The sequence below is a fragment of the Citrobacter sp. MGH100 genome, assembly GCF_001034465.1.
Taxonomy (GTDB): domain Bacteria; phylum Pseudomonadota; class Gammaproteobacteria; order Enterobacterales; family Enterobacteriaceae; genus Citrobacter; species Citrobacter youngae.
On sequence record NZ_KQ089801.1, the window covers coordinates 706738 to 731293 of the forward strand.

The following is a 24556-nucleotide window of genomic DNA, read 5'->3' on the forward strand; positions in this document are numbered from 1 at the left end:
TTATTCCCAGAAATCACGCGCTGGATCGAGCACCGGGCGAATGATGCCCGCACGCACCGTAAAGTCGCCGAAGCCTTCACCCGCTTCACGCTCTTTCGCCCAGCGCCCAACCAGTTCGTCAACGGCGTCGAGAATTTCCGATTCCGTAATGTTTTCGCGATACATACGCGGAATACGTGTTCCCATGCGGTTACCGCCCAGGTGCACGTTGTAGCGCCCCGGCGCTTTGCCCACCAGCCCCAGCTCGGCCAGCATTGCGCGGCCACAGCCGTTCGGGCATCCCGTCACACGCATCACGATATGCTCGTCAGGAATGCCGTGTTTTTCCAGAATCGCTTCCACTTTGTCGGTGAACGACGGCAGGAAACGCTCGGCTTCGGCCATCGCCAGCGGACAGGTCGGGAACGACACGCAGGCCATCGAGTTTTCACGCTGCGGTTTCACCGAATTCATCAGCCCATGATCGCGCGCCAGCTTCTCTACCTTCGCTTTCTGGCTTTCCGGTACACCGGCAATAATCAGGTTCTGGTTAGCGGTAATACGGAAATCGCCCTTGTGGATCTTCGCGATCTCCAACAAGCCGGTTTTCAGCGGACGGCCCGGGTAATCCAGAATACGGCCATTTTCAATAAACAGCGTCAGATGCCAGTTATTGTCGATCCCTTTCACCCAACCAATCCTGTCGCCACGACCGGTGAACTCGTATGGGCGGATCGGCTCAAATTTGATCCCCGCACGACGCTCCACTTCCTCTTTGAACGTGTCGATACCAACGCGTTCAAGGGTGTATTTGGTTTTAGCGTTTTTACGGTCGGTACGGTTGCCCCAGTCACGCTGCGTCGTCACCACCGCTTCCGCCACCGCCAGCGTGTGTTCAAGCGGCAGATAGCCAAATTCGCTCGCCGTACGGGCGTAGGTTTTCTTATTGCCATGCTCAATCGACAAACCACCGCCGACCAACAGATTAAAGCCTACCAGCTTGCCGTTTTCGGCAATCGCCACGAAATTCATATCGTTGGCGTGCAGATCGATATCGTTCTGCGGCGGGATCACCACGGTAGTTTTAAACTTACGCGGCAGATAGGTTGAACCGAGGATCGGCTCTTCGTCCGTCGTCGCAACTTTTTCCTGATCCAGCCAAATTTCCGCATAGGCACGAGTGCGCGGCAGCAGATGCTCGGAAATCTTTTTCGCCCACTCGTAGGCTTCGGCGTGCAGCTGCGATTCATACGGGTTGGAGGTGCACAGCACGTTACGGTTCATGTCGTTGGCGGTCGCCAGTGCGTCCAGCCCCACCGAATGCAGCATCTGGTGTACCGGCTTAACGTTCTTCTTCAGAATGCCATGGAACTGAAAGGTCTGACGGTTGGTCAGACGAATACTGCCGTAAATGGTGTTATCAGCGGCAAATTTGTCGATGGCCTTCCACTGGGTTGGGGTGATCACCCCGCCCGGCAGACGGCAGCGCAGCAGCATCGCGTGGCGCGGCTCCAGCTTCTGCTCGGCACGTTCGGCGCGAATATCGCGGTCATCCTGCTGATACATACCGTGGAAACGGATCAGCAGGAAGTTATCGCCATGGAAGCCGCCGGTCAGGCCGTCGTTCAGGTCTTCCGCGATGGTGCCGCGCAGGAAATTACTTTCACGCTTCATGCGCTCGGCGTCAGTCAGTTTGCCTTCGACCACTAAAGGCCCTGGGTATTTTTCGCTCATTAGTAGACATCTCGCTGATAACGGCGCTCAACGCGCAGCTCACTTAAAAATTCATCCGCCGCTTCGATGTCCATTGCACCGAATTCAGCAATCACTTCCAGCAATGCCTGCTCAACGTCTTTCGCCATGCGATTAGCGTCGCCGCAGACATAAATGTGGGCACCGTCATTGATCCAGCGCCACAGTTCCGCGCCCTGTTGGCGCAGTTTGTCTTGTACGTAGATTTTTTCTTTTTGGTCACGCGACCAGGCGAGATCGATCCGGCTCAACACGCCCTCTTTGACGTAGCGCTGCCATTCCACCTGATACAGGAAATCCTCGGTGAAGTGCGGGTTGCCGAAGAACAACCAGTTTTTACCTTCTGCGCCATCGGCAGCACGCTGCTGCATAAAGGCACGGAACGGTGCGATACCGGTACCCGGGCCAATCATGATCACCGGCGTCTGCGGGTTCGCCGGCAGGCGGAAGTTATCGTTATGTTCGATGAAGACGCGAACTTCGCCCTCTTCTTCCACACGATCGGCGAGGAAGCTGGAGGCACCACCGGCGCGGGCGCGGCCTTCAATGTCGTAACGCACGACGCCAACAGTCACGTGCACTTCACTTTCGACTTCCGCCTGGGAGGAAGCAATGGAGTACAAACGCGGGGTCAGCGGGCGCAGAAGATCAACTAACGCCTGAGCGTCCAGTTGTGCCGGGGAGAAACGCACCATATCGACGATTGGCGTGGTGGCGGCGTAATGCTGCAACTGCGTTTTATCGCCCACCAGCGGCAGCAGCGATTCACTGCGCGTCAGCGTGGCGTAGTTTTCCACGATATTGGCGGTGTTGACCGTCAGCTCAAAGTGCCACTGTAAGGCTTCCGCCAGCGGCAGCGTTTTGCCATTAACCGTGACCGGTTCATCACCCTTCAGCCACAGCAGCTCTGCCAGCTCTTTGACCAACGCGGGATCGTTCTGATACCACACGCCCAGCGCGTCGCCCGGCTGGTAGCGCAGGCCGGAATCGCCGAGATCGATTTCGATATGGCGCACATCTTTTAGCGAGTCGCGACCGGTGATTTTCTGATTCACCGCAAGTGACGCCGCCAGCGGCGCTTCTTTGGTGTACGGGCTGGTGTGTACTTCGTTTACCGCACCACTCACAGCAACTTGCACAGACGGTGCAGCCGGCGCACGCGCTTTCAGAACCTCAACCAGACGCTCACGCCACTGCGCGGCAGCGGCCTGGTATTCGACATCAGCATCCACCCGATCCAGCAGGCGCTCGCCACCCAGTTCAGCCAGCCTGCTGTCGAAATCTTTCCCCGCCTTGCAGAAGAACTCATAGGAGGTATCGCCCAAACCAAATATGGCAAAAGCAGTGTTCTCAAGCTTCGGCGCTTTTTTCGAAAACAGGAATTTATGCAACGCCACGGCTTCTTCCGCCGGTTCACCTTCCCCTTGCGTCGACGCCACCATGATCAGCAATTTTTCATTGGCGATTTGTTTGAATTTATAGTCGCCAGCGTTGATCAGAGTGACGTTGAGCTTCGCGGAGATCAAATCATCGCGCAGGGCTTCCGCCACACGACGCGCATTACCGGTTTGCGAGGCGGAGATAAGCGTAATACCGGGCATTTCAGCAGCAGGCGCAGGGGCCGCCGCATTGCTGCCAGGCTGCTGATTCAGCACGCCCCAGAAATAGCCAGAAACCCACGCGAGCTGTGCGGGAGTGAAGTCAGTCGTGGCTGCCTGAAGGCGTGCCAGTTGCTCCGGATTTAGCGGTAGCAAAGCGGAAGGTGGGGCCTGTGTCGTCATGCGTTGTCATGTTCCAGTAAGCAAAGCGGATTTCAGCAATAAAACCCAAACTGAAGATAAGGTTAACGGCGGGGATAGTAACAATTAAAGAAGGGATAGAAATAACAAATAACCAAATGGACTAACCTGTTTTAGTTATAGTCATTAACGACAAAAACGATTTAATAACTATATGATATATAAATAGTTATCAAACATTAACAGCGTAAATATGACGTTCTGATGCTTAGCGCCCTTTTAACTAATGATAAAAATTGTACTTTACGGTACCCTACGGCGGTTTTTCGCATTCTTGAGAGTAAAAAATGTCCACCACCTTGTTTAAAGATTTCACCTTCGAAGCCGCTCACCGCCTGCCGCATGTACCAGAAGGGCATAAATGTGGCCGCCTGCATGGTCACTCATTTATGGTGCGTCTTGAAATTACCGGTGAAGTCGATCCGCATACCGGTTGGATCATGGATTTTTCTGAGTTAAAAGCGGCGTTTAAGCCGACCTACGACAGACTCGATCACTACTATCTGAACGATATTCCGGGCCTCGAAAACCCAACCAGCGAAGTGCTGGCAAAATGGATTTGGGAGCAGGTTAAACCGGTGGTTCCACTGCTGAGCGCAGTAATGGTAAAAGAAACCTGCACAGCAGGCTGCGTGTATCGCGGCGAGTGATCCCGACCTTGCCGGATGGCGACGCACCGCGACTGATCCCGGCCTACCTTATTAGCAAGCGTAGGCCGGACAAGCGAAGCGCCCCGGCAAAACTTATCAGGCAATATTCAGATATTTGTGGGTTTGCATCGACAAACGCCAGTTACGCGCAATACAGGTATCAATACACAAACGCGTCGCATCTTCTTTCTGACTGATTGGCTGTAAGGCGATGATTCGTGGTTTTTCGTCGCTCAACGTGGCCAACAGTTCATCCAGTGCTTCAATATCGCGAACGCGACCAACCGGATGTTTGATTTCATTCGCGCGCTCCAGCGCCTGCGACAGCACATCATAACCGCCGCGCATATTTACCTTCGGCGATACGGTCACCCAGGTATTCGGCGTACAGCGCACTTCATGGGTGCCGCTTGTTTCAATCTGGCAGCTAAAGCCGTTCTTTTCCAGCAGGTCAGTCAGCGGCATCAGGTCATGAATGCAGGGCTCACCACCGGTTATCACCACATGACGGGCGGTATAGCCCTGACGCTGAATAACAGCCAGCAGATCTTCACTGCTCGCCGCCCCCCATTTATCACTCTCTTTCGTCTTAGCCAGGATGCTGTACAGGGAGACTTCCCGATCCTCAAGCTTATCCCAGGTGTGTTTGGTATCGCACCAGGCACAGCCAACCGGGCATCCCTGTAAACGAATAAAAATGGCGGGGACGCCGGTAAAGTAACCCTCACCTTGCAGGGTCTGGAACATCTCGTTAATCGGGTACTGCATAGTCATCTCTGTTTAGGGTTATGGACGCGTATTATTGCAGATTTGCACGCTCAGGTCTTGCCCCCGGCTGCGCTGTCCCCTGAGTTAAAAATCATGAAACATGATCTCGTGTTTGCGCCTGAAATGATCGAATAGCTGTGATCTAATTTCATAGCTGTTCAGGCAGCGTTTTGATGTAACAAAATATTATTGATAATAACCTTATAAAAATAGTATAAATATTTTAAAAGTAAAATATTTCAAGCATGTACAAACGGATACATGAAATTATGAATTTATTAGTATCACGCATAGTCAAATTCGATCCGCGGTATCTTTTTATATTAGAATAGGCTTAAGAAACCTAAACTTACGCTAATTTTCCATTTAATCTCCGTTTAATTATCCGCGCCTAGAATCCAGTCAACCACCCCTAATGAGACTGCATTCATGAATACACTATTAATTACTGGCGCAACCGGTTTTTTGGGCGGAGCCGTTTTAGAAAACATTCTGAATCAGACAAATGGATTTAATCTGCTGCTTTTAGTACGTGCCAGTAATGATGTATCAGCGCTGGAACGGATAAAGGAAAATCTGCGCAAATTCAATATTGCAGAAGAAAAACTGGCCACACTTAGCCCGCGGAATATCCTGTTGGGTGATTTAGTAGAACCTGAAGCGTTTCTTAACGACCCGCGTCTGGGCCAGGTTACTCATGTCATCAATTGCGCCGCCGTCGCCTCTTTTGGCAACAACCCGCTTATCTGGAAAGTCAATGTCGAAGGAACGCTGAAGTTCGCCCGGAGAATGGCCTGTGTCGGCAGCCTGCAGCGTTTTCTTCACGTTGGTACAGCAATGTCATGCTCCCCAGACCCCGATTCACTGGTGGCCGAAAGTGCAGAGTTTCGCGAGCGTGCTGAGCATCTGGTTGAGTATACGCACTCTAAATCCACGATAGAACGTCTGATGCAACAGGAGTGCCCAACATTACCACTGGTTATCGCGCGGCCTTCGATCGTTGTTGGCCATACTCATCACGGCTGTAAACCCTCCAGCAGTATTTTCTGGGTATTCAGCATGGGTCTGATGCTACAAAAATTTATGTGTTCGATGGAAGACCGTATTGACGTGATCCCGGTTGATTATTGCGCCGATGCATTGCTGATGTTACTGAGCAGTCCACTTGCTCGCGGTGAAGTGGTGCACATCTCAGCAGGAGAAGAAAATAGCGTGAGGTTTGCAGATATTGATAACGCGATGGCATCTGCGCTGGAACAAGCTCCCGTCGGCAATAAATACGCACAGGTCAGCTATGAAACGCTGGTCCAAATGCGCCGTGAACTGAAGAATATTTTTGGCCCCTGCAACGAACGACTAATGCTGAAAGCCATGCGTCTTTACGGCGCGTTCGCAACGCTGAACGTGCGATTCAGCAATGATAAGCTGCTCAGCATGGGGATGCCGAAGCCGCCGCGTTTTACCGATTACATTGAGCGCTGTGTACAGACGACACGTGGGCTGACTATTCCACAGCAAATGGCAGTGGACTTTAAATAGGTTGCTATTGTGCAGGCAAAAAAATGCCAGCCCGAAGGCTGGCATTTTTAAATCAGAGAAAGAACAGGATTACGCCTGACCTTTGATCTCTTTACGACCGTTGTACGGAGCTTGTTCACCCAGAGCTTCTTCGATACGAATCAGCTGGTTGTACTTAGCAACGCGGTCAGAACGGCTCATAGAACCAGTTTTGATCTGGCCTGCAGCGGTACCAACAGCCAGGTCAGCGATGGTAGCGTCTTCAGTTTCGCCAGAACGGTGAGAGATGACAGCGGTGTAGCCAGCGTCTTTCGCCATTTTGATCGCAGCCAGAGTTTCGGTCAGAGAACCGATCTGGTTGAATTTGATCAGGATGGAGTTAACGATGCCTTTTTCGATGCCTTCTTTCAGGATCTTGGTGTTGGTTACGAACAGGTCGTCACCAACCAGCTGGATTTTGTCGCCCAGTACTTTAGTCTGGTATGCGAAACCATCCCAGTCAGACTCGTCCAGACCATCTTCGATGGACACGATCGGGTACTGTTTGGTCAGTTCTTCCAGGAAATGAGTGAATTCTTCGGAGGTGAATGCTTTGTTGCCTTCGCCAGCCAGAACGTATTTACCGTCTTTGTAGAATTCAGACGCTGCACAGTCCATCGCCAGAGTGATGTCTTTGCCCAGCTCGTAGCCAGCTGCTTTAACCGCTTCAGCGATTACCGCCAGAGCTTCAGCGTTGGAACCCAGGTTCGGCGCATAGCCGCCTTCGTCACCCACTGCAGTGTTCATACCTTTGGCTTTCAGAACTTTAGCCAGGTTGTGGAACACTTCAGAACCCATACGTACAGCTTCTTTCAGGGTTTTAGCGCCAACAGGCTGAATCATGAATTCCTGGATGTCGACGTTGTTGTCAGCGTGCTCACCACCGTTGATGATGTTCATCATCGGAACCGGCATGGAGTATTTGCCCGGAGTGCCGTTCAGTTCAGCGATGTGTGCATACAGCGGCAGGCCTTTAGCAGCAGCTGCTGCTTTGGCGTTCGCCAGGGACACAGCCAGGATGGCGTTTGCACCGAAGTTAGATTTGTTTTCAGTACCGTCCAGATCGATCATGATCTTGTCGATGCCAGCCTGATCTTTAGCATCTTTACCCAGCAGAGCCTGAGCAATCGGGCCGTTAACAGCTGCAACAGCTTTCAGTACGCCTTTACCCATGAAGCGGGATTTGTCGCCATCGCGCAGTTCCAGTGCTTCGCGGGAACCAGTAGAAGCACCTGACGGAGCTGCTGCCATACCAACGAAACCACCTTCCAGGTGTACTTCGGCTTCAACAGTCGGGTTACCACGGGAGTCGATGATTTCACGACCGATGATTTTAACGATTTTGGACATTAGGTTTTCCTCAGTACAAGTTAAACTAAAACTCCAGACAAACAATGCACCCTGATGGGTGCATTGCCGTTCTAACTTTTTACTTCTTACTTCGCCTGACGCTTCTGATGTTCACTGGCGGCTTTCACAAAGCCGGCGAACAGCGGGTGCCCATCACGTGGCGTGGAAGTAAATTCCGGGTGGAACTGACAGGCCACGAACCACGGATGATTCGGTACCTCAATGATCTCGACCAACTGATCATCACCGGAACGGCCTGCAACACGCAGACCCGCAGCTTCAATCTGTTTCAACAGCATATTGTTGACTTCGTAGCGGTGGCGATGGCGTTCAACAATTGTCGGCGTACCGTACAGTTGACGAACCAGACTCTCATCGCTCAGCTGACACTGTTGCGCACCAAGACGCATTGTGCCGCCCAGATCGCTCTTCTCGGTACGGACTTCGACGTTGCCGTCTTCATCACGCCATTCAGTAATCAGGGCCACCACCGGGTACTTACAGTCTGGCACAAATTCTGTGGAGTTGGCGTTGTCCATTCCCACGACGTTACGAGCAAACTCAATCAACGCAACCTGCATACCCAGGCAAATACCCAGATAAGGAATATTGTTCTCACGCGCAAAGCGCGCTGTCGCGATTTTACCTTCAACACCACGGTAGCCGAAGCCGCCAGGGATCAGGATTGCATCAAGACCTTTCAGGATCTCAACGCCGCGCGTTTCGACATCTTGCGAATCAATCAGCTTGATGTTGACGGTGACACGATTCTTCAAGCCACCGTGCTTCAGCGCTTCGATAACTGACTTATAGGCATCCGGCAGTTCAATGTACTTGCCGACCATACCAATAGTCACTTCGCCTGCCGGATTCGCTTCTTCGTAGATAACCTGTTCCCATTCTGACAGATTCGCTTCCGGACAGTTCAAGCTGAATCGTTTACAAATATAATCGTCAAGGCCCTGAGATTTCAACAGGCCCGGAATTTTATAGATGGAATCGACATCTTTCAGAGAAATCACCGCTTTTTCCGGAACGTTACAGAACAATGCAATTTTTGCACGTTCATTAGCCGGAACTGCGCGATCGGAGCGGCAAATCAGGATATCTGGCTGAATACCGATAGAAAGCAGCTCTTTTACCGAGTGCTGAGTCGGTTTAGTTTTGACTTCACCTGCCGCCGCCATGTACGGAACCAGCGTCAGATGCATAAACAACGTGTGCTCACGGCCAATTTCTACGGCCATCTGGCGAATCGCTTCAAGGAACGGCAGAGATTCGATATCCCCAACGGTTCCGCCGATTTCAACCAGAACAACATCATGACCTTCGCCGCCTTCCAGAACGCGTTCTTTAATGGCATTCGTGATGTGCGGGATAACCTGAACGGTCGCGCCCAGGTAGTCGCCACGGCGTTCTTTACGCAGAACGTCGGAGTAGATACGACCGGTGGTGAAGTTGTTACGGCGGCTCATTTTCGTACGAATGAAACGCTCATAGTGACCCAGGTCCAGGTCGGTTTCAGCGCCGTCTTCGGTAACGAACACTTCCCCGTGTTGGATAGGGCTCATAGTACCTGGATCGACGTTGATGTACGGATCCAGTTTCATCATGGTTACATTGAGGCCACGGGCTTCAAGAATGGCTGCCAGGGAGGCTGCGGCAATGCCTTTTCCCAGAGAGGATACGACCCCGCCGGTCACAAAAATATAGTTCGTTGTCATGCTGGACCTGAGAAGTTAGGGTGAAACGATGGAATTACCAAGACGGGAAAGTAGTATACCCGAACATGACGAGCGCCACAAACTTTCATTATTCCTCCTCTTCACCAGGCTCACATTAACATCGGGAGTGAGAAAATAGCCCCTTTGGGGTAAATGTTTTTGACGTAAATCAAGCGCTTGTTATTTAAAAAATCACACAAATCGCCCTTGACCGACGAAATCCCTTAGAGATCAATTTCCTGTCGTTTTACCTGTTGCCAGACTTCTTCCATTGTTTCCAGATCAACACCTGTCATTTCCAGACCGCGGGCAGCCACAATTCGCTCAACCTCACGAAAACGGCGCTCGAATTTTTCATTCGCTTTCTGCAATGCCGTCTCTGCTTTTGTCCCTAAATGACGGGCCATATTGACCGTGGCAAACAGCAGGTCGCCCATTTCCTCCTCCAGTTTAGCCTGGTCAACGACAGCCTGCTTCGCCTCGAACATGACTTCGTCAATCTCTTCGTAAACCTTGTCGACAACCGGCCCTAATGTTTTCCAGTCGAAGCCAACATTTGAGCAACGTTTCTGGATTTTCTGGGCGCGCATTAGCGCCGGTAAACTACGAGGAATATCGTCCAGCGCGGAATGTTGTGACTTCTCGGCACGTTCTTCTGTTTTGATTTGCTCCCAACGGGTTAGCACCTCGGTGCTGTTACTGGCAGAAACATCTGCGAAAACATGCGGGTGGCGGCGTTCAAGCTTATCGCTTATCGCAGCACAGATATCATCAAAGTTGAAGCGCCCTTCTTCCTGTGCCATCTGGGCGTAAAACACCACCTGGAACAACAGATCGCCTAATTCACCACGCAGATCGTCGAAGTCTTCGCGCGCAATGGCATCAAGTACTTCATAGGTTTCTTCGAGGGTGTAAGGGGCAATAGTGGCGAATGTCTGCTCTTTATCCCACGGACAACCGTTTTCCGGGTCGCGCAGGCGCTGCATAATACCGAGCAGTCGATCGATTTGGTTCATTGGAATATCCTGAAATTTCAATACGGTAGGCCGGATAAGGCGACAGCCAACATCCGGCGATATAGCAATGCCTGATGGCAACGCTGACGCGTTGCCATCAGGCCTACAAGATCATCCGGCCTACAAAATAATTAATTACCGTGCAGACGGCGTGCGTCGATCACATCCGGCACCTGGTTCAGCTTGCCGAGCACACGTCCGAGCACCTGCAGGTTGTAGATTTCGATGGTCATATCAATGGTGGCCAACTGTTGTTTGGTATCACTCCGGCTGGCAACCCCCAGCACGTTCACCTTTTCGTTGGCAAGAATCGTCGTGATATCACGTAACAAGCCGCTGCGATCGTTAGCCTGGACGCGAACCACCAGCGAATACCCTGCCGAGTAGCTTTCGCCCCAAACCGCGTCAACAATTCGTTCCGGCGCATGCGAGCGCAGTTCATTCAGCTGTTCGCAATCCGCCCGGTGGACGGAAATACCGCGTCCCTGGGTGATAAACCCGACAATCTCATCGCCAGGAATCGGCTGGCAGCACCGAGCGATGTGGTGCATCAGGTTACCCACCCCTTCAACCACCACGCGACCGTCGTCTTTTCGGCGACTCTGCGGCGCCTGCGTTTTCTGCTGAAGTTGTTTCAGCGCGGCGGCATCCTGTTCGGCAGCGCTTGGTTTATTAAACTGCGCCTGCAGGAAGTTCACCATCTGGTTGAGGCGGATGTCTCCTCCGCCAATCGCCGCCAGCAGCTCATCCAGCTCATTGAAGCTGTAGCGCGGCAGCAGATGTTTTTCCGCTTCTTTCAGGCTAATACCTAAATGTGCCAGCTCATCGTCGAGGATCTGGCGGCCCGCCAGGATGTTTTTGTCGCGATCCTGTTTACGGAACCAGGCGTGGATCTTCGAACGCCCACGACTGGTGGTTACGTAGCCAAGGTTAGGGTTCAACCAGTCGCGGCTTGGGTTTGGCTGTTTCTGGGTGATAATTTCAATTTGATCGCCCATCTGTAGTTGGTAGGTAAACGGTACGATGCGTCCACCAATTTTCGCGCCAATGCAACGATGCCCCACATCACTATGAATGTGGTAAGCAAAATCGAGCGGCGTGGAACCTGCAGGCAGATCCACAACGTCGCCTTTCGGTGTAAAGACGTACACGCGGTCATCAAAGACCTGGCTACGCACTTCATCCAGCATTTCACCGGAATCCGCCATCTCTTCCTGCCAGGCGATCAGCTTACGCAGCCACGCAATGCGGTCTTCATGACCAGAGCGCGCCGCGCCTGAAGCAGTACCTTCTTTGTACTTCCAGTGCGCGGCAACACCCAGCTCAGCATCTTCGTGCATCTGTTTGGTACGGATCTGGATTTCAATGGTTTTACCGCCAGGCCCCAGCACAACCGTATGGATTGACTGGTAACCGTTAGGCTTTGGATTGGCAACGTAGTCATCGAACTCATCAGGCAGATGGCGATAGTGAGTATGCACAATCCCCAGCGCGGCATAGCAATCCTGTAAACGCTCAGCCACGATACGCACCGCGCGCACATCGAACAGTTCGTCAAAAGCCAGCTGCTTTTTCTGCATTTTGCGCCAGATGCTGTAGATGTGCTTCGGACGTCCGTAAACTTCGGCTTTGACGCCTTCCGTTTTCATCTCTGAGCGCAAATGACCGACGAATTCATCAATGTAATGTTCCCTGTCGATACGACGTTCATGCAGCAGTTTGGCAATACGTTTGTATTCAGCCGGGTGCAGGTAACGGAAGCAGTAATCTTCCAGTTCCCATTTTAATTGCCCGATGCCTAATCGGTTAGCCAGCGGGGCGTAGATATTGGTGCACTCTTTTGCCGCCAGTACGCGTTCATCTTCCGGCGCATCTTTCACTTCTCGCAAATGGGCAATACGTTCCGCCAGCTTGATGACCACGCAGCGGAAGTCGTCGACCATTGCCAGCAGCATGCGACGAACGTTATCGACCTGCTCGGAAGAGACTGAATCGGTATGCGTGGCTTTAAGTTGGCGTATCGCCGCCATATCACGCACACCATGGATAAGGTTAACGATTGACGTGCCTACGCTCTCGCGCAGGATGTCTTCACTCACCACATTGGCATCCGCCAGAGGGAACAGCATCGCCGCTCGCAGCGTGTCGATGTCCATGCTCAGCATGGAGAGTATTTCCACCATTTCGACGCCACGCCACAGCAGCAGATCCGCATCCGGATGCCCCTGTGTCTGCTGCAGGCAATACGCCCAGGTTTCGGCTAAGCGTTCACACGACTGCTGGCTGGAGATCCCAAGACTCGCGATCCATTTCTTAGGATCAAACTCACCAGCTTTATTTATATGTGCACTTCTTACCGCAACCATCGTCCTCTCCTTAAGGGGCATGGCCTGTCGAAGTCGACAAGCCGTACCCATTGTCTTTCACGTTGCATTACAACCCGAAATCCAATGGGTATAAAATTCATTACAAACGCTCAAACAGGACCATCGATTCCAGATGTCCAGTGTGCGGGAACATATCGAGCATCGCCAGTCGCCGAACGGTATATCCTGCATTGAGTAACGCTTCGCTGTCACGAGCCAGCGTAGCAGGATTACAGGATACATAAACAACGCGGCCAGGGTTTAACTTTATAATATGTTGCATCACGCCGGCAGCCCCCGCACGCGCAGGATCGAGCAATACTTTATCAAATCCGTTCATTGCCCATGGTTGTTTGGTGACATCTTCTTCAAGGTTTTCATGAAAGAATGTCACATTGTGTAGTCCGTTATTCCGCGCATTTTCCCGGCCTTTTTCCACCAGCGCAGGGACACCTTCAACACCCACAACGCTCGCTGCTCGTACGGCCAACGGCAACGTAAAATTCCCCATACCACAGAACAAATCGAGCACCCGGTCCTCTGGCTGCACATCCAGCCATTCCAGCGCACAGGAAACCATTTTTTGGTTTACCCCTTCATTGACCTGGATAAAATCACGCGGGCTGAAGGTTAAACGTAGTCCATTTGAATCATACCAGGGCGATTCTTCTGAATTTGATTCCAGTATCTCGCTTTGCGGAGCCAGAAACAAAGACAGTCCCTGAGAATGCGAAAAGTGTTCCAGTTTTTCTTTATCCGCGGCACTCAATGGTGCGGTGTGGCGCAAAATCATCAGAGTTCCACTTCCAGCCTGCACCAATTCGACATGCCCCAAGTGACGCAGCCCCTGCAGACTCTGCAGGCATGCCCGAATTTCAGGCAGCAACGCCTCAAGTTGGGGCACCAAAATAGGGCATTGCTTCACATCAATAATGTCGCTGGAGCCGGACTTGCGAAATCCCATCTGCAATTGCTGCTCTTTCGAGCGATAGTTCAGACTTAAACGCGCGCGGCGTCGATAGCCCCACGGGGTATCGGCGATAACTTCTGTCACCTCACATTTCATTAAACGCGATAACGCTGCACTTTTGCTACGCTGCTGCAACGAGATGCTGGCGTGCTGCTGTTGACAGCCACCACAGACCCCAAAATGTGGACAACGTGGCACTTCACGTTCCGAACTGTCGTTTAAACGACGTTTGACTTGCGCGCGGGCGAACTGTTTTTTATCTTCAGTTATCACCACTTCTGCGCTTTCCTGAGGCAGCAATTCCGGTATAAACAGGGCTTTCCCGTTATGACGAGCAACGCCCTGACCAAAAGAATCAAGGTCATTGACGGTAACGGTTATGATCTGACGCGTCGTCACGCGTCGTTTTGCAGAGTAGAATTGCGCCATCGACGAGATATTTCTCTATTTAACAGTGTGACCCTAATTGTCCCATAACGGAACTCCATGACCAACTACAGCCTGCGCGCACGCATGATGATTCTGATCCTGGCCCCGACCGTCCTGATAGGTTTGCTGCTCAGTATCTTTTTTGTTGTGCATCGCTATAACGACTTGCAGCGTCAACTGGAAGATGCTGGTGCCAGCATCATCGAGCCACTCGCGGTTTCCAGCGAATACGGCATGAACTTGCAAAACCGGGAATCCATCGGCCAGCTTATCAGCGTGTTGCATCGTCGCCATTCCGATATTGTGCGGGCAATTTCCGTCTATGACGAAAATAACCAACTGTTCGTCACCTCCAACTTTCATCTTGATCCGTCAGAGATGCAATTGGCTACCGGATCGCCGTTTCCGCGAAAGCTGAGCGTAACCCGGCACGGGGATATCATGATCCTGCGTACCCCTATTATATCGGAAAGCTATTCACCTGATGAATCTGCCGTTAGCGATGCCAAAAACACCAAAAATATGTTGGGGTATGTGGCGCTTGAGCTGGACCTCAAGTCCGTGCGATTACAGCAGTACAAAGAGATCTTTATCTCCAGCGTCATGATGCTGTTTTGTATTGGCATTGCGTTAATTTTCGGCTGGCGTCTGATGCGCGACGTGACCGGACCAATTCGCAACATGGTGAATACCGTTGACCGAATACGTAGAGGTCAGCTCGATAGCCGCGTGGAAGGTTTCATGTTGGGCGAACTGGATATGCTGAAGAATGGCATCAACTCGATGGCAATGTCTCTCGCCGCCTACCATGAAGAGATGCAGCACAATATCGATCAGGCGACTTCAGATCTGCGCGAAACGCTGGAGCAGATGGAGATCCAAAACGTTGAGTTGGATCTGGCGAAGAAACGCGCCCAGGAAGCTGCACGTATTAAATCAGAGTTCCTGGCGAACATGTCTCATGAGCTACGTACACCGCTAAACGGTGTCATTGGCTTTACACGCCTGACACTGAAAACCGAGTTAAATACCACCCAGCGCGATCACCTGAATACAATTGAGCGCTCTGCTAACAACCTGCTTGCTATCATCAATGATGTGCTCGACTTCTCTAAACTGGAAGCGGGTAAACTGATTCTGGAAAGCATACCGTTCCCGCTGCGCAGCACACTGGATGACGTCGTAACGCTGTTAGCGCACTCCTCCCATGACAAAGGGCTGGAGCTAACACTGAATATTAAAAATGACGTTCCGGACAATGTGATTGGCGATCCGCTGCGCCTGCAACAGGTCATTACCAACCTGGTCGGCAATGCCATCAAATTTACTGAGAGCGGCAATATCGACATTCTGGTTGAAAAACGCGCGCTCAGTAACACCAAAGTCCAGATTGAAGTTCAAATCCGCGATACCGGTATTGGCATCCCGGAACGCGATCAGTCACGTCTGTTCCAGGCTTTCCGTCAGGCTGATGCCAGCATTTCGCGCCGTCACGGCGGTACCGGACTTGGCCTTGTGATCACACAAAAACTGGTCAATGAAATGGGTGGGGATATCTCGTTCCATAGCCAACCCAATCGCGGTTCCACTTTCTGGTTCCATATCAGTCTTGATCTCAATCCTAATGTTATCAGCGATCGTTCAACCACCCGCTGTCTGGCCGGAAAACGACTGGCTTACGTTGAACCAAATGCTACCGCCGCGCAATGCACGTTAGATATCTTGAGTGAAACGCCGCTGGAGGTGATTTACAGTCCTTCATTCTCTGCATTACCGGCAGAACACTACGATATTCTGCTACTTGGTGTCCCCGTCACTTTCCACGAGCCGCTCACCATGCAGCATAAACGTCTGGCAAGCGCAGCCGCAATGACCGATTTCCTGTTGCTGGCGCTGCCTTGCCATGCGCAGATTAACGCTGAAAAATTAAAGCAAGGCGGCGCGGCGGCATGTCTGTTAAAACCGCTCACCTCAACCCGATTGCTGCCTGCGTTAACCGAATATTGCCACCTGAACCAGGGTGCAGAACGCCAGTTGTTAGATGAAAGCAAGATTGCGATGACCGTGATGGCGGTGGACGACAACCCGGCGAACCTGAAGCTTATCGGCGCATTACTTGAAGATAAGGTTCAGCACGTCGAGCTGTGCGACAGCGGACAGCAGGCGGTGGACAGAGCCAAGCAAATGCAGTTTGATCTGATCCTGATGGATATTCAGATGCCAGACATGGACGGTATTCGTGCCTGCGAACTGATCCATCAGCTTCCACACCAGCAGCAGACACCGGTTATTGCGGTAACAGCACATGCCATGGCAGGGCAAAAAGAGAAGTTACTCAGCGCCGGAATGAATGACTACCTGGCTAAGCCGATTGAAGAAGATAAATTGCACAGTTTGCTGTTGCGCTATAAGCCCGGTGCCGGCACATCAGCCCGGGCTATCGTGGCGGCCCCCCCTGACCCCGTGGTCAACCCGAATACGACCCTCGACTGGCAACTGGCGTTGAGACAGGCTGCCGGTAAAAACGATCTGGCGCGGGATATGCTGCAAATGCTGATCGATTTCTTGCCTGAAGTCCGTAACAGAATTGAAGAGCAACTGGTGGGTGAAAACCCTGAAGGGTTGGTGGATTTGATTCATAAACTACACGGCAGCTGCGGTTACAGCGGGGTTCCCCGCATGAAAAACCTGTGCCAGCTTATTGAACAGCAGTTACGTAGCGGGACCAAAGAAGAAGATCTGGAACCAGAGTTTTTAGAGCTTCTTGATGAGATGGACAACGTCGGGCGAGAAGCGAAACGGATATTGGGGTGATATTCGCCGATGCGGCGTAAACGCCTTATCCGGCCGACAGGTTTCGCTGTTTACCGTAGGCCCGATAGGCGTCGCGCCATCGGGCACATCGCCGGAGCGGCGTAAACGCCTTCTCCGACCTACAACTCAGCGTAATTGCTGCCCTGCTTTAAGCGTTGCGGCCACGTTGCGTGCCGTCATCCGCACATTTTCACTCGCATTATCCAGCGCCTCATCCAGCGTGCAAATGGTATAAATCACGCTAAAAACAGCATCAATTCCATGCTCATGCACCACGCCAACATCTGGCGTCAGGCTGCCTGCAATACCAATGACAGGCTTATTATATCGCTTTGCAACGTTCGCTACGCCTACCGGGACTTTGCCATGGATCGTCTGACTGTCAATACGCCCTTCCCCGGTCACAACTAGATCTGCATCCGCAACGCAGTCGTCAAGGTGTAACGCATCCGTCACGATCTCGATACCACGGCGTAGCTGCGCGCCGCAAAACGCATACAGTGCAGCCCCCATGCCTCCGGCAGCGCCTCCACCGGCCAGATCCAGCACGTTAACGTCCAGATCGCGGGCAATCAGTTGTGCATAGTGCGTCAGCGCATTATCCAGACGGGTGATCATCTCTGGCGTTGCCCCTTTTTGTGGACCAAATACTGCAGAAGCGCCCTCTTTACCGGTCAGCGGATTCGTGACATCACAGGCCACTTCGATACGACAGGTGGCAAGGCGCTTATCTAACGCTGAAATATCGATCCTGGTGAGCGCTTCCAGACCGATCCCGCCTTGTGCAATCTGGTTATTCTGTGCATCCAGCAATTTGGCGCCCAGTGCCTGCACCATACCGGCACCCCCATCATTGGTCGCACTACCGCCAATCCCGATGATGATGTGTTCTACACCCGTATCCAGCGCATGGCGAATCAACTCTCCGGTCCCCCATGAGGTGGTTTTCAGCGGGTCGCGTAACCCTGCCGGAACTCGCTCTAACCCACTGGCGGCCGCCATCTCGATAAACGCTGAGCGCTCATCTCCTGATACCCCATAAAATGCCTGTACCTTACTTCCCAGGGGCCCCGTAACATCAACATGCACAAGGTGGCCCGCCGTAGCGGCAACCATCGCCTCGACCGTTCCTTCACCACCATCAGCGACCGGTATCTTTACGTAATCCGCATCAGGCCAGATCTCACGAAAACCCTGCTCAATGGCAGTTGCCACCTCAAGCGCACTCAAACTCTCTTTATAAGAATCCGGTGCAATTACTATTTTCATAAGCCGTCCTTACGCATGTTGATTCTGTTAATCATACACCTGGAGATGTGCCGGTTCCTGTCAGAACCGGCATAACACTTAGCGCACCATGCATGGGCGTTTATTATCGAAGGTCCAGTTCGGGATCAGGTACTGCATTCCCATCGCGTCATCACGCGCTCCCAGGCCATGTTGCTGGTACAGTTCGTGCGCTTTCATCACCTGGTCCATATCCAGTTCTACACCCAGACCCGGTTTTGCCGGAACCTGCACCATGCCGCCTTTGATTTCAAATGGCTCTTTGGTCAGGCGTTGATTGCCTTCCTGCCAGATCCAGTGGGTGTCAATCGCGGTAATTTTTCCCGGAGCCGCTGCCGCTACATGCGTAAACATCGCCAGCGAAATATCAAAGTGGTTGTTAGAGTGCGACCCCCAGGTCAACCCAAACTCATGGCACATTTGCGCCACGCGGACAGAACCCTGCATGGTCCAAAAGTGCGGGTCCGCCAGTGGGATATCCACAGACTGCAACGACAGCGTGTGCCCCATCTGACGCCAGTCGGTAGCAATCATATTGGTCGCCGTCGGCAGGCCAGTAGCGCGGCGGAATTCCGCCATCACTTCACGCCCAGAGAACCCCTGCTCTGCGCCACATGGATCTTCAGCATAAGCCAGCGATCCTTTCAGATACTTACCGATCTTGATCGCTTCATTCAACGACCAGGCGCCGTTGGGATCGAGCGTTACGCGGGCCTGCGGGAAACGCTTCGCCAACGCGACGATAGATTCCGCTTCCTCTTCCCCTGCCAGCACGCCGCCTTTCAGTTTAAAGTCGTTGAAACCATACTTCTCATACGCGGCTTCCGCCAGGCGTACTACCGCATCCGGGGTCATCGCCTCTTCATGACGCAGACGATACCAGTCGCACGTCTCATCCGGCTGACTCTGATACGGCAGCGGCGTCGCTTTACGGTTGCCGACGAAGAACAGATACCCCAACATTTCCACTTCGCTACGCTGCTGACCATCACCCAGCAGAGACGCGACATTCACCCCCAGGTGCTGGCCTAACAGATCCAACATTGCCGCTTCGATCCCGGTAACCACATGAATAGTGGTACGTAAATCGAAGGTCTGCAAACCACGCCCACCGGCATCCCGATCGGCAAAGGTATTGCGTACCGTATTCAGTACGTTTTTGTATTCACCTAACGTTTTGCCCACCACCAGCGGAATCGCATCTTCCAGCGTTTTACGGATTTTTTCTCCGCCGGGAATTTCACCCACGCCGGTATGACCGGAGTTATCTTTAATAATCACAATATTGCGCGTGAAGAACGGAGCATGTGCGCCGCTCAGGTTCATCAGCATACTGTCATGACCCGCAACCGGAATAACCTGCATAGAGGTAACCAGTGGGGTAGAAAATTGTGCGCTCATAATTAAGTCCTTATTCAAAATTAGTGGCGGCCGAAAACGGGACGTTTACGGTCAAAAGTCCATCCGGGGATCAGATACTGCATTGGGCCTGCGTCATTACGCGCGCCGCCGGGCAGCGCCTTATAGGCTTCATGCGCTTTCTGCACCGGATCCCAGTCCAGTTCCACGCCCAGACCGGGCGCATCGGGTACCGCAATTTTTCCGTTTTTAATCTCCAGCGGATTTTTGGTCAGGCGGCAATCACCCTCCTGCCAGATCCAGTGGGTATCAATAGCCGTTGGATTACCCGGTGCAGCCGCACCGACGTGGGTGAACATCGCCAGCGAAATATCAAAATGATTGTTAGAATGGCAGCCCCAGGTCAGGCCCCAGTCATCGCACAACTGCGCCACGCGTACCGCGCCGGAAAGCGTCCAGAAGTGCGGATCGGCCAGCGGAATATCGACTGCATTCAGCATTACCGCGTGGCCCATTTCGCGCCAGTTGGTAGCAATCATGTTGGTCGCCACCGGCAAACCAGTCGCGCGGCGGAACTCGGCCATCACTTCGCGCCCGGAAAAGCCCTGTTCAGCGCCGCACGGATCTTCGGCATAGGTCAGCACATCATTCAGGCCTTTACAAAGGGAGATGGCTTCATCCAGCAGCCAGGCACCGTTTGGATCGACGGTAATACGCGCATCCGGGAAACATGCTTTCAGCGCACGGACGGTTTCAATTTCTTGCTCACCCGGCAGCACACCGCCCTTCAGTTTGAAATCTTTAAAGCCATAACGATCCTGTGACGCCTGCGCCAGACGCACCACCGCGTCGCTGGTCATCGCTTGCTGGTGACGTAATTGATACCACTCATGTTTACCCGGCGTACTTTCCAGATACGGCAAATCGGTTTTGCAGCGATCACCTACATAGAACAGATACCCGAGCACGGTCACTGCATCACGCTGCTTACCCGGACCTAACAGCTCGCAGACCGGTACATTCAGCGCTTTGCCCAGCAGATCCAGCAGCGCGGCCTCCAGCGCCGCCACCGCATTGACGCGCAGCTCAAATGTCCAGGCACCTTTGCCGAAAGTATCAAAGTCAGCAGCCTGATTGCCTTTATGTACCTGCTGGACCACCTTATTCAGGCGGGCCACTTCCTGACCCAATACCATCGGGATAGCGTCAACCAGAGTCTGATAAATCACTTCACCGCCCGGCGCTTCACCGACGCCGGTATTACCGGCGTTATCGGTAAGAACCACAATATTGCGAGTGAAATATGCGTTGTGCGCACCACCAATATTGAGCAGCATGCTGTCATGCCCGGCCACCGGGATGACCTTCATATCGGTAATAACGGGGCTTGATTGTGTTGTCATCATCATTGTCCTGCGACAGGTTTCAGTTCGATACGTTTAATATCACCGACCAGCACCAGATAGCTCACCACAGCAATCAGCGCATGCACCCCAACGTAAATCAAGGCACCATTAAACGACCCCGTCGTGCCCACAATGTAGCCAATAGCAATCGGTGTCACGATGCCGGAGATATTACCGAACATATTGAACAGGCCGCCGCTCAGGCCGCTAATCTCTTTGGGGGCCGTGTCTGCCATTACCGCCCAACCCAGTGCACCAATACCTTTACCGAAGAAGGCCAGCGCCATAAAGCCGATAATCATCCACTCAACGTTGACGTAGTTACAGAACACCATCACCATTGACAGCAACATACCCAACACGATTGGCGTTTTGCGGGCGATATTCAGCGAACCGGTGCGACGCATCAGCCAGTCGGAAATAATGCCGCCGAGCACGCCGCCTGCGAATCCGCAAATAGCCGGGACCGACGCGACAAATCCCGCTTTCAGAATCGACATACCGCGCGCCTGTACCAGATAGACCGGGAACCAGGTGATAAAGAAGTAGGTCAGCGCGTTAATACAGTACTGACCGATGTAGATACCGATCATCATCCGTGAGCCAAGCAGTTGTTTGATTTGTCCCCATTTCACGCTGAACGGAACTTTAGCTTTAGCGGCTGCCTGATCCATGTTGATCAGTGCGCCACCTTCGGCAATGTAGTCCAGCTCTTTTTGGTTTACACCCGGATGCTGGTTTGGTTCATGAATCACCTTCAGCCAGACAAAGCTGATGATGATCCCGAGTCCACCCATAAAGAAGAATACGTGTGACCAGCCTACTTCGTGGGTCAGCCAGCCCATGATTGGCGCGAAGATAACGATGGCAAAGTACTGCGCAGAGTTAAAGATTGCGACCGCCGTGCCCCTCTCCTGTGCCGGGAACCATGCCGCAACAATGCGACTGTTGCCGGGGAAGGATGGCGCTTCAGCTAACCCCACAAGGAAGCGCAGGGTAAACAACGCAACGATAATGCCGAAGCCGCTAAAGATATCGACGAAGCCCTGCAGCAGGGTAAACATGGACCAGATAAAGATGGACCAGAAATAAACGCGTTTTGAACCAAAGCGGTCAAGCAACCAGCCGCCGGGGATCTGGCCGATAACATAGGCCCATGAAAAAGCGGAAAATACATACCCCATCCCGACGGCATCAAGGCCAATGTCTTTGGCCATCTCCGAACCGGCAATGGATAAGGTGGCGCGATCGCCGTAGTTGAAGGATGTGACGATAAACAACATCACCACTATCCAGTAGCGAGCGTTAGTGCGTTTTTCCGCGCTGCTCGCCGCCTGACTTAATGAACTCATTGTTGCACTCCTGAATCGTGGCTTTCGCCAGTTCATTCTGTACAGCACCTGTAGGGTGATCAGAATGAGAGGTTAGTGTGTGGCAGTTTTGGTACAGCTCAGGGCCGTTTTATTCTGACTCGCTGCCTTTTCGGGAACTGACGGGAAAAGTATATGAAGGAGTGCCTCTTACCCTCACCGTGCAAAAACACAACATTGCGAGGGGTGAATGAGGTTGTTTATGGCATAAGCCTAAGGGAATGGAAGATGCTTCACGAAATTGGCGTTTGAGGGGGATTTATTGCCGGGTAATGGCGACGCCTTACCCGGCTTATGATTCGAACTGTGCGGATGGTTGGGTAATATTCTATTTGAGGAGCGTTGCCCAGTGTTCTACCCACGGGTTGGATTCGCTTTCCGGTTCCGGATGTTCACCGGCATCAATCAGCAGCATCTCACCTACACGCTGGGCGCTCTGTTCCTGCAAAAGCGCATCAAACTGCTTACCACCGCCGCAGAAATTGGCATATGAACTGTCACCGAGTGCAATAATGCCGTAGTGAACGTCGGGCTGATAACCCAGTTGGTCTTTAATTCCCTGAAACAGCGGCACGATGCTGTCCGGCAGATCGCCTTGTCCCGTCGTTGACGTTACGACCAGGATGTACTTGTCTTTGTACTTTTCCCAGTCAGCCAGTTCCGGATCTTCATAAACCGTAGCTTTATGCCCCTGATTTGCGAGGATAGCTTCGGCCTCTTCGGCAACCAGCAGCGCGTTTCCGTACATCGTGCCGACAAAAATTCCAATTTCCGCCATAACCGTAATCTCCTGGGACTTAAGAATCTATCTGCTTATCCTGACCTGACAGCCCGCTGAACTCAACCCTTTCATTCTCAGGGAGAAGTCCACGCCAGCCAAACTGTGATAGCGCCTGCATCCAGACGTCATCCAGCCCGGCGCGAATAACCAGAGGTTCACCGGTGAAGGGGTGCGTAAGTTCAAGCTGGCTGGCATGCAACATCAGGCGCTGGCAACCGAAATGCTCCGCGGCGCTGCGGTTTTGTCGCAAATCACCGTGCTTGCTGTCGCCAATAATCGGATGACGCAAATGCGCCAGGTGACGTCTGAGCTGGTGTTTTCGACCGGTTTTAGGATCCAGCTCCACCAGCCCGTAACGGGTGGTCGGATAACGTCCGGTCGCCACCGGCATTTCAACCGTCGCCAGGCCGCGATAATGGGTTACCGCAGGCTGTGGGCCTTTGTCGTCACGGGCAAATTTATCGGCAATCTTGTCCAGCTCTTCCACCAAAGGATAATCCAGCACGGCATCATCCATCAGCCAGCCACGCACAATCGCATGATAGCGTTTTTGGATTTGATGCTGCTCAAACTGCTGTGCCAGCCGTCGTCCGGCCTCGCTGGACAGCCCCATCAACAGCACACCGGATGTCGGTCTGTCGAGTCGGTGGGCGGTAAAAACGTGCTGACCAATCTGGTCGCGCACCGTTTGCATGACCACCACTTTCTCATCGCGGTCGAGCCAACTGCGATGAACCAGCCAGCCCGAAGGTTTGTTGACTGCAACCAGCCATTGGTCCTGATAGAGAATCTCCAGCATCAGGCGTTATCACTGGTAAATAGCGCATCCAGATCCTGCAATGCAATCAGGATCACATCGCGCTGTGGATGATCGGCTGCCAGCGCCATTTCATAATATGGCGCAATAGCGAACGCTTCTGGAAGTGGCTGCGCATTATCAAGCAGCGCATGCATGCGGGGAATCAACACCCACTGCAGCCATTCAACCGGCTCCATGGTATCCATACAAAAAGGCTGCGTGCTGGAAAACAGATGCGCTTCTGGCTCATCCATCCGCCAGTGATTATGTTCACGCAGCAGTGCTTCAAGCGCATGCAACTGCTCGCGCACACGGTCATGAGTCGTCATGAAATTAACCTCAATGATGAAAAATCTGGCGCGAAGAATAGCACCAGTAGA

At 52.6% G+C, this 24556-nt stretch carries 18 protein-coding genes; 3 read left to right on the top strand and 15 right to left on the bottom strand.

Annotated elements, in window-relative coordinates:
* Both cysI and cysJ read right to left on the bottom strand, forming a co-directional pair.
* Entirely contained in the window at nucleotides 1-1713 is a 1713-nt protein-coding gene (gene cysI / locus SK32_RS14970; protein ID WP_048213066.1) for an assimilatory sulfite reductase (NADPH) hemoprotein subunit, read from the bottom strand.
* Entirely contained in the window at nucleotides 1713-3512 is a 1800-nt protein-coding gene (gene cysJ, locus SK32_RS14975) for an NADPH-dependent assimilatory sulfite reductase flavoprotein subunit (RefSeq protein ID WP_048213067.1), read from the bottom strand. The genes cysI and cysJ overlap by 1 nt, the downstream gene beginning before the upstream one ends.
* Before the next feature lie 305 nt (nucleotides 3513-3817).
* Here cysJ and queD point away from each other — a divergent pair, with 305 nt between their 5' ends.
* Nucleotides 3818-4180 carry a 6-carboxytetrahydropterin synthase QueD gene (queD, locus tag SK32_RS14980; protein WP_048213068.1) on the top strand — a complete coding sequence of 121 codons (363 nt, stop codon included), beginning with the start codon at nucleotides 3818-3820 and terminating at the stop codon, nucleotides 4178-4180.
* A 96-nt stretch (nucleotides 4181-4276) separates the two neighbouring features.
* Here queD and queE read toward each other — a convergent pair whose 3' ends face one another.
* On the bottom strand, nucleotides 4277-4948 hold the full coding sequence (queE, locus tag SK32_RS14985; protein ID WP_048213069.1) for a 7-carboxy-7-deazaguanine synthase QueE: 672 nt from the start codon (nucleotides 4946-4948) through the stop codon (nucleotides 4277-4279).
* Nucleotides 4949-5377: 429 nt separating this feature from the next.
* Here queE and SK32_RS14990 point away from each other — a divergent pair, with 429 nt between their 5' ends.
* The gene (locus tag SK32_RS14990; protein ID WP_048213070.1) at nucleotides 5378-6487 is read left to right on the top strand and encodes an SDR family oxidoreductase; all 1110 of its coding nucleotides are present in this window, start codon (nucleotides 5378-5380) and stop codon (nucleotides 6485-6487) included.
* Nucleotides 6488-6556: 69 nt separating this feature from the next.
* On the opposite strand, the gene eno is transcribed toward SK32_RS14990, so the two are convergent.
* From eno to rlmD, 5 genes are all read right to left on the bottom strand, one after another.
* Nucleotides 6557-7855 (bottom strand): phosphopyruvate hydratase, encoded by a 1299-nt coding sequence (gene eno / locus SK32_RS14995; RefSeq protein WP_003034129.1) that lies wholly within the window; start codon nucleotides 7853-7855, stop codon nucleotides 6557-6559.
* Between the two features lie 86 nt (nucleotides 7856-7941).
* On the bottom strand, nucleotides 7942-9579 hold the full coding sequence (gene pyrG / locus SK32_RS15000; protein ID WP_005130912.1) for a glutamine hydrolyzing CTP synthase: 1638 nt from the start codon (nucleotides 9577-9579) through the stop codon (nucleotides 7942-7944).
* 224 nt (nucleotides 9580-9803) lie between these two features.
* A complete protein-coding gene (mazG, locus tag SK32_RS15005; RefSeq protein ID WP_048213071.1) occupies nucleotides 9804-10595 on the bottom strand; it encodes a nucleoside triphosphate pyrophosphohydrolase in 792 nt (263 codons plus the stop codon).
* A gap of 131 nt (nucleotides 10596-10726) precedes the next feature.
* Nucleotides 10727-12961 carry a GTP diphosphokinase gene (gene relA, locus SK32_RS15010; RefSeq protein WP_048213072.1) on the bottom strand — a complete coding sequence of 745 codons (2235 nt, stop codon included), beginning with the start codon at nucleotides 12959-12961 and terminating at the stop codon, nucleotides 10727-10729.
* Nucleotides 12962-13061: 100 nt separating this feature from the next.
* Nucleotides 13062-14360 carry a 23S rRNA (uracil(1939)-C(5))-methyltransferase RlmD gene (gene rlmD / locus SK32_RS15015; protein WP_048213073.1) on the bottom strand — a complete coding sequence of 433 codons (1299 nt, stop codon included), beginning with the start codon at nucleotides 14358-14360 and terminating at the stop codon, nucleotides 13062-13064.
* Nucleotides 14361-14417: 57 nt separating this feature from the next.
* Between rlmD and barA the strand changes: the two genes are divergently transcribed.
* Nucleotides 14418-17174: a two-component sensor histidine kinase BarA gene (barA, locus tag SK32_RS15020; protein ID WP_048213074.1), complete on the top strand. Its 2757-nt coding sequence runs from the start codon at nucleotides 14418-14420 to the stop codon at nucleotides 17172-17174.
* 126 nt (nucleotides 17175-17300) lie between these two features.
* Here the strand turns inward: barA and SK32_RS15025 are convergent, their stop codons facing one another.
* The 7 genes from SK32_RS15025 to SK32_RS15055 all read right to left on the bottom strand — a co-directional run bounded on the left by SK32_RS15025 (nucleotide 17301) and on the right by SK32_RS15055 (nucleotide 24505).
* Entirely contained in the window at nucleotides 17301-18443 is a 1143-nt protein-coding gene (locus SK32_RS15025) for a glycerate kinase (protein ID WP_048213075.1), read from the bottom strand.
* A gap of 78 nt (nucleotides 18444-18521) precedes the next feature.
* Nucleotides 18522-19862: a glucarate dehydratase gene (gene gudD, locus SK32_RS15030; RefSeq protein WP_048213076.1), complete on the bottom strand. Its 1341-nt coding sequence runs from the start codon at nucleotides 19860-19862 to the stop codon at nucleotides 18522-18524.
* Between the two features lie 20 nt (nucleotides 19863-19882).
* Complete coding sequence (locus SK32_RS15035) at nucleotides 19883-21223, bottom strand: enolase C-terminal domain-like protein (RefSeq protein ID WP_048213077.1); 1341 nt, start codon at nucleotides 21221-21223, stop codon at nucleotides 19883-19885.
* Nucleotides 21224-21225: 2 nt separating this feature from the next.
* Nucleotides 21226-22578, bottom strand: coding sequence for a galactarate/glucarate/glycerate transporter GudP (gene gudP, locus SK32_RS15040; protein WP_048213078.1), 1353 nt, complete (start codon nucleotides 22576-22578; stop codon nucleotides 21226-21228).
* Nucleotides 22579-22924: 346 nt separating this feature from the next.
* The gene (locus SK32_RS15045; RefSeq protein ID WP_005130932.1) at nucleotides 22925-23374 is read right to left on the bottom strand and encodes a flavodoxin; all 450 of its coding nucleotides are present in this window, start codon (nucleotides 23372-23374) and stop codon (nucleotides 22925-22927) included.
* Nucleotides 23375-23393: 19 nt separating this feature from the next.
* Entirely contained in the window at nucleotides 23394-24176 is a 783-nt protein-coding gene (gene truC / locus SK32_RS15050) for a tRNA pseudouridine(65) synthase TruC (protein ID WP_048213079.1), read from the bottom strand.
* Nucleotides 24176-24505, bottom strand: coding sequence for a YqcC family protein (locus SK32_RS15055; protein ID WP_048213080.1), 330 nt, complete (start codon nucleotides 24503-24505; stop codon nucleotides 24176-24178). The genes truC and SK32_RS15055 overlap by 1 nt, the downstream gene beginning before the upstream one ends.
* Between the last annotated feature and the right edge of the window lie 51 nt (nucleotides 24506-24556).

Coding starts and splice junctions, on each gene's coding strand:
- cysI (WP_048213066.1), bottom strand. CDS start 1,713: ATGAGCGAAAAATACCCAGGGCCTTTAGTGGTCGAAGGCAAACTGACT.
- cysJ (WP_048213067.1), bottom strand. CDS start 3,512: ATGACGACACAGGCCCCACCTTCCGCTTTGCTACCGCTAAATCCGGAG.
- queD (WP_048213068.1), top strand. CDS start 3,818: ATGTCCACCACCTTGTTTAAAGATTTCACCTTCGAAGCCGCTCACCGC.
- queE (WP_048213069.1), bottom strand. CDS start 4,948: ATGCAGTACCCGATTAACGAGATGTTCCAGACCCTGCAAGGTGAGGGT.
- SK32_RS14990 (WP_048213070.1), top strand. CDS start 5,378: ATGAATACACTATTAATTACTGGCGCAACCGGTTTTTTGGGCGGAGCC.
- eno (WP_003034129.1), bottom strand. CDS start 7,855: ATGTCCAAAATCGTTAAAATCATCGGTCGTGAAATCATCGACTCCCGT.
- pyrG (WP_005130912.1), bottom strand. CDS start 9,579: ATGACAACGAACTATATTTTTGTGACCGGCGGGGTCGTATCCTCTCTG.
- mazG (WP_048213071.1), bottom strand. CDS start 10,595: ATGAACCAAATCGATCGACTGCTCGGTATTATGCAGCGCCTGCGCGAC.
- relA (WP_048213072.1), bottom strand. CDS start 12,961: ATGGTTGCGGTAAGAAGTGCACATATAAATAAAGCTGGTGAGTTTGAT.
- rlmD (WP_048213073.1), bottom strand. CDS start 14,360: ATGGCGCAATTCTACTCTGCAAAACGACGCGTGACGACGCGTCAGATC.
- barA (WP_048213074.1), top strand. CDS start 14,418: ATGACCAACTACAGCCTGCGCGCACGCATGATGATTCTGATCCTGGCC.
- SK32_RS15025 (WP_048213075.1), bottom strand. CDS start 18,443: ATGAAAATAGTAATTGCACCGGATTCTTATAAAGAGAGTTTGAGTGCG.
- gudD (WP_048213076.1), bottom strand. CDS start 19,862: ATGAGCGCACAATTTTCTACCCCACTGGTTACCTCTATGCAGGTTATT.
- SK32_RS15035 (WP_048213077.1), bottom strand. CDS start 21,223: ATGACAACACAATCAAGCCCCGTTATTACCGATATGAAGGTCATCCCG.
- gudP (WP_048213078.1), bottom strand. CDS start 22,578: ATGAGTTCATTAAGTCAGGCGGCGAGCAGCGCGGAAAAACGCACTAAC.
- SK32_RS15045 (WP_005130932.1), bottom strand. CDS start 23,374: ATGGCGGAAATTGGAATTTTTGTCGGCACGATGTACGGAAACGCGCTG.
- truC (WP_048213079.1), bottom strand. CDS start 24,176: ATGCTGGAGATTCTCTATCAGGACCAATGGCTGGTTGCAGTCAACAAA.
- SK32_RS15055 (WP_048213080.1), bottom strand. CDS start 24,505: ATGACGACTCATGACCGTGTGCGCGAGCAGTTGCATGCGCTTGAAGCA.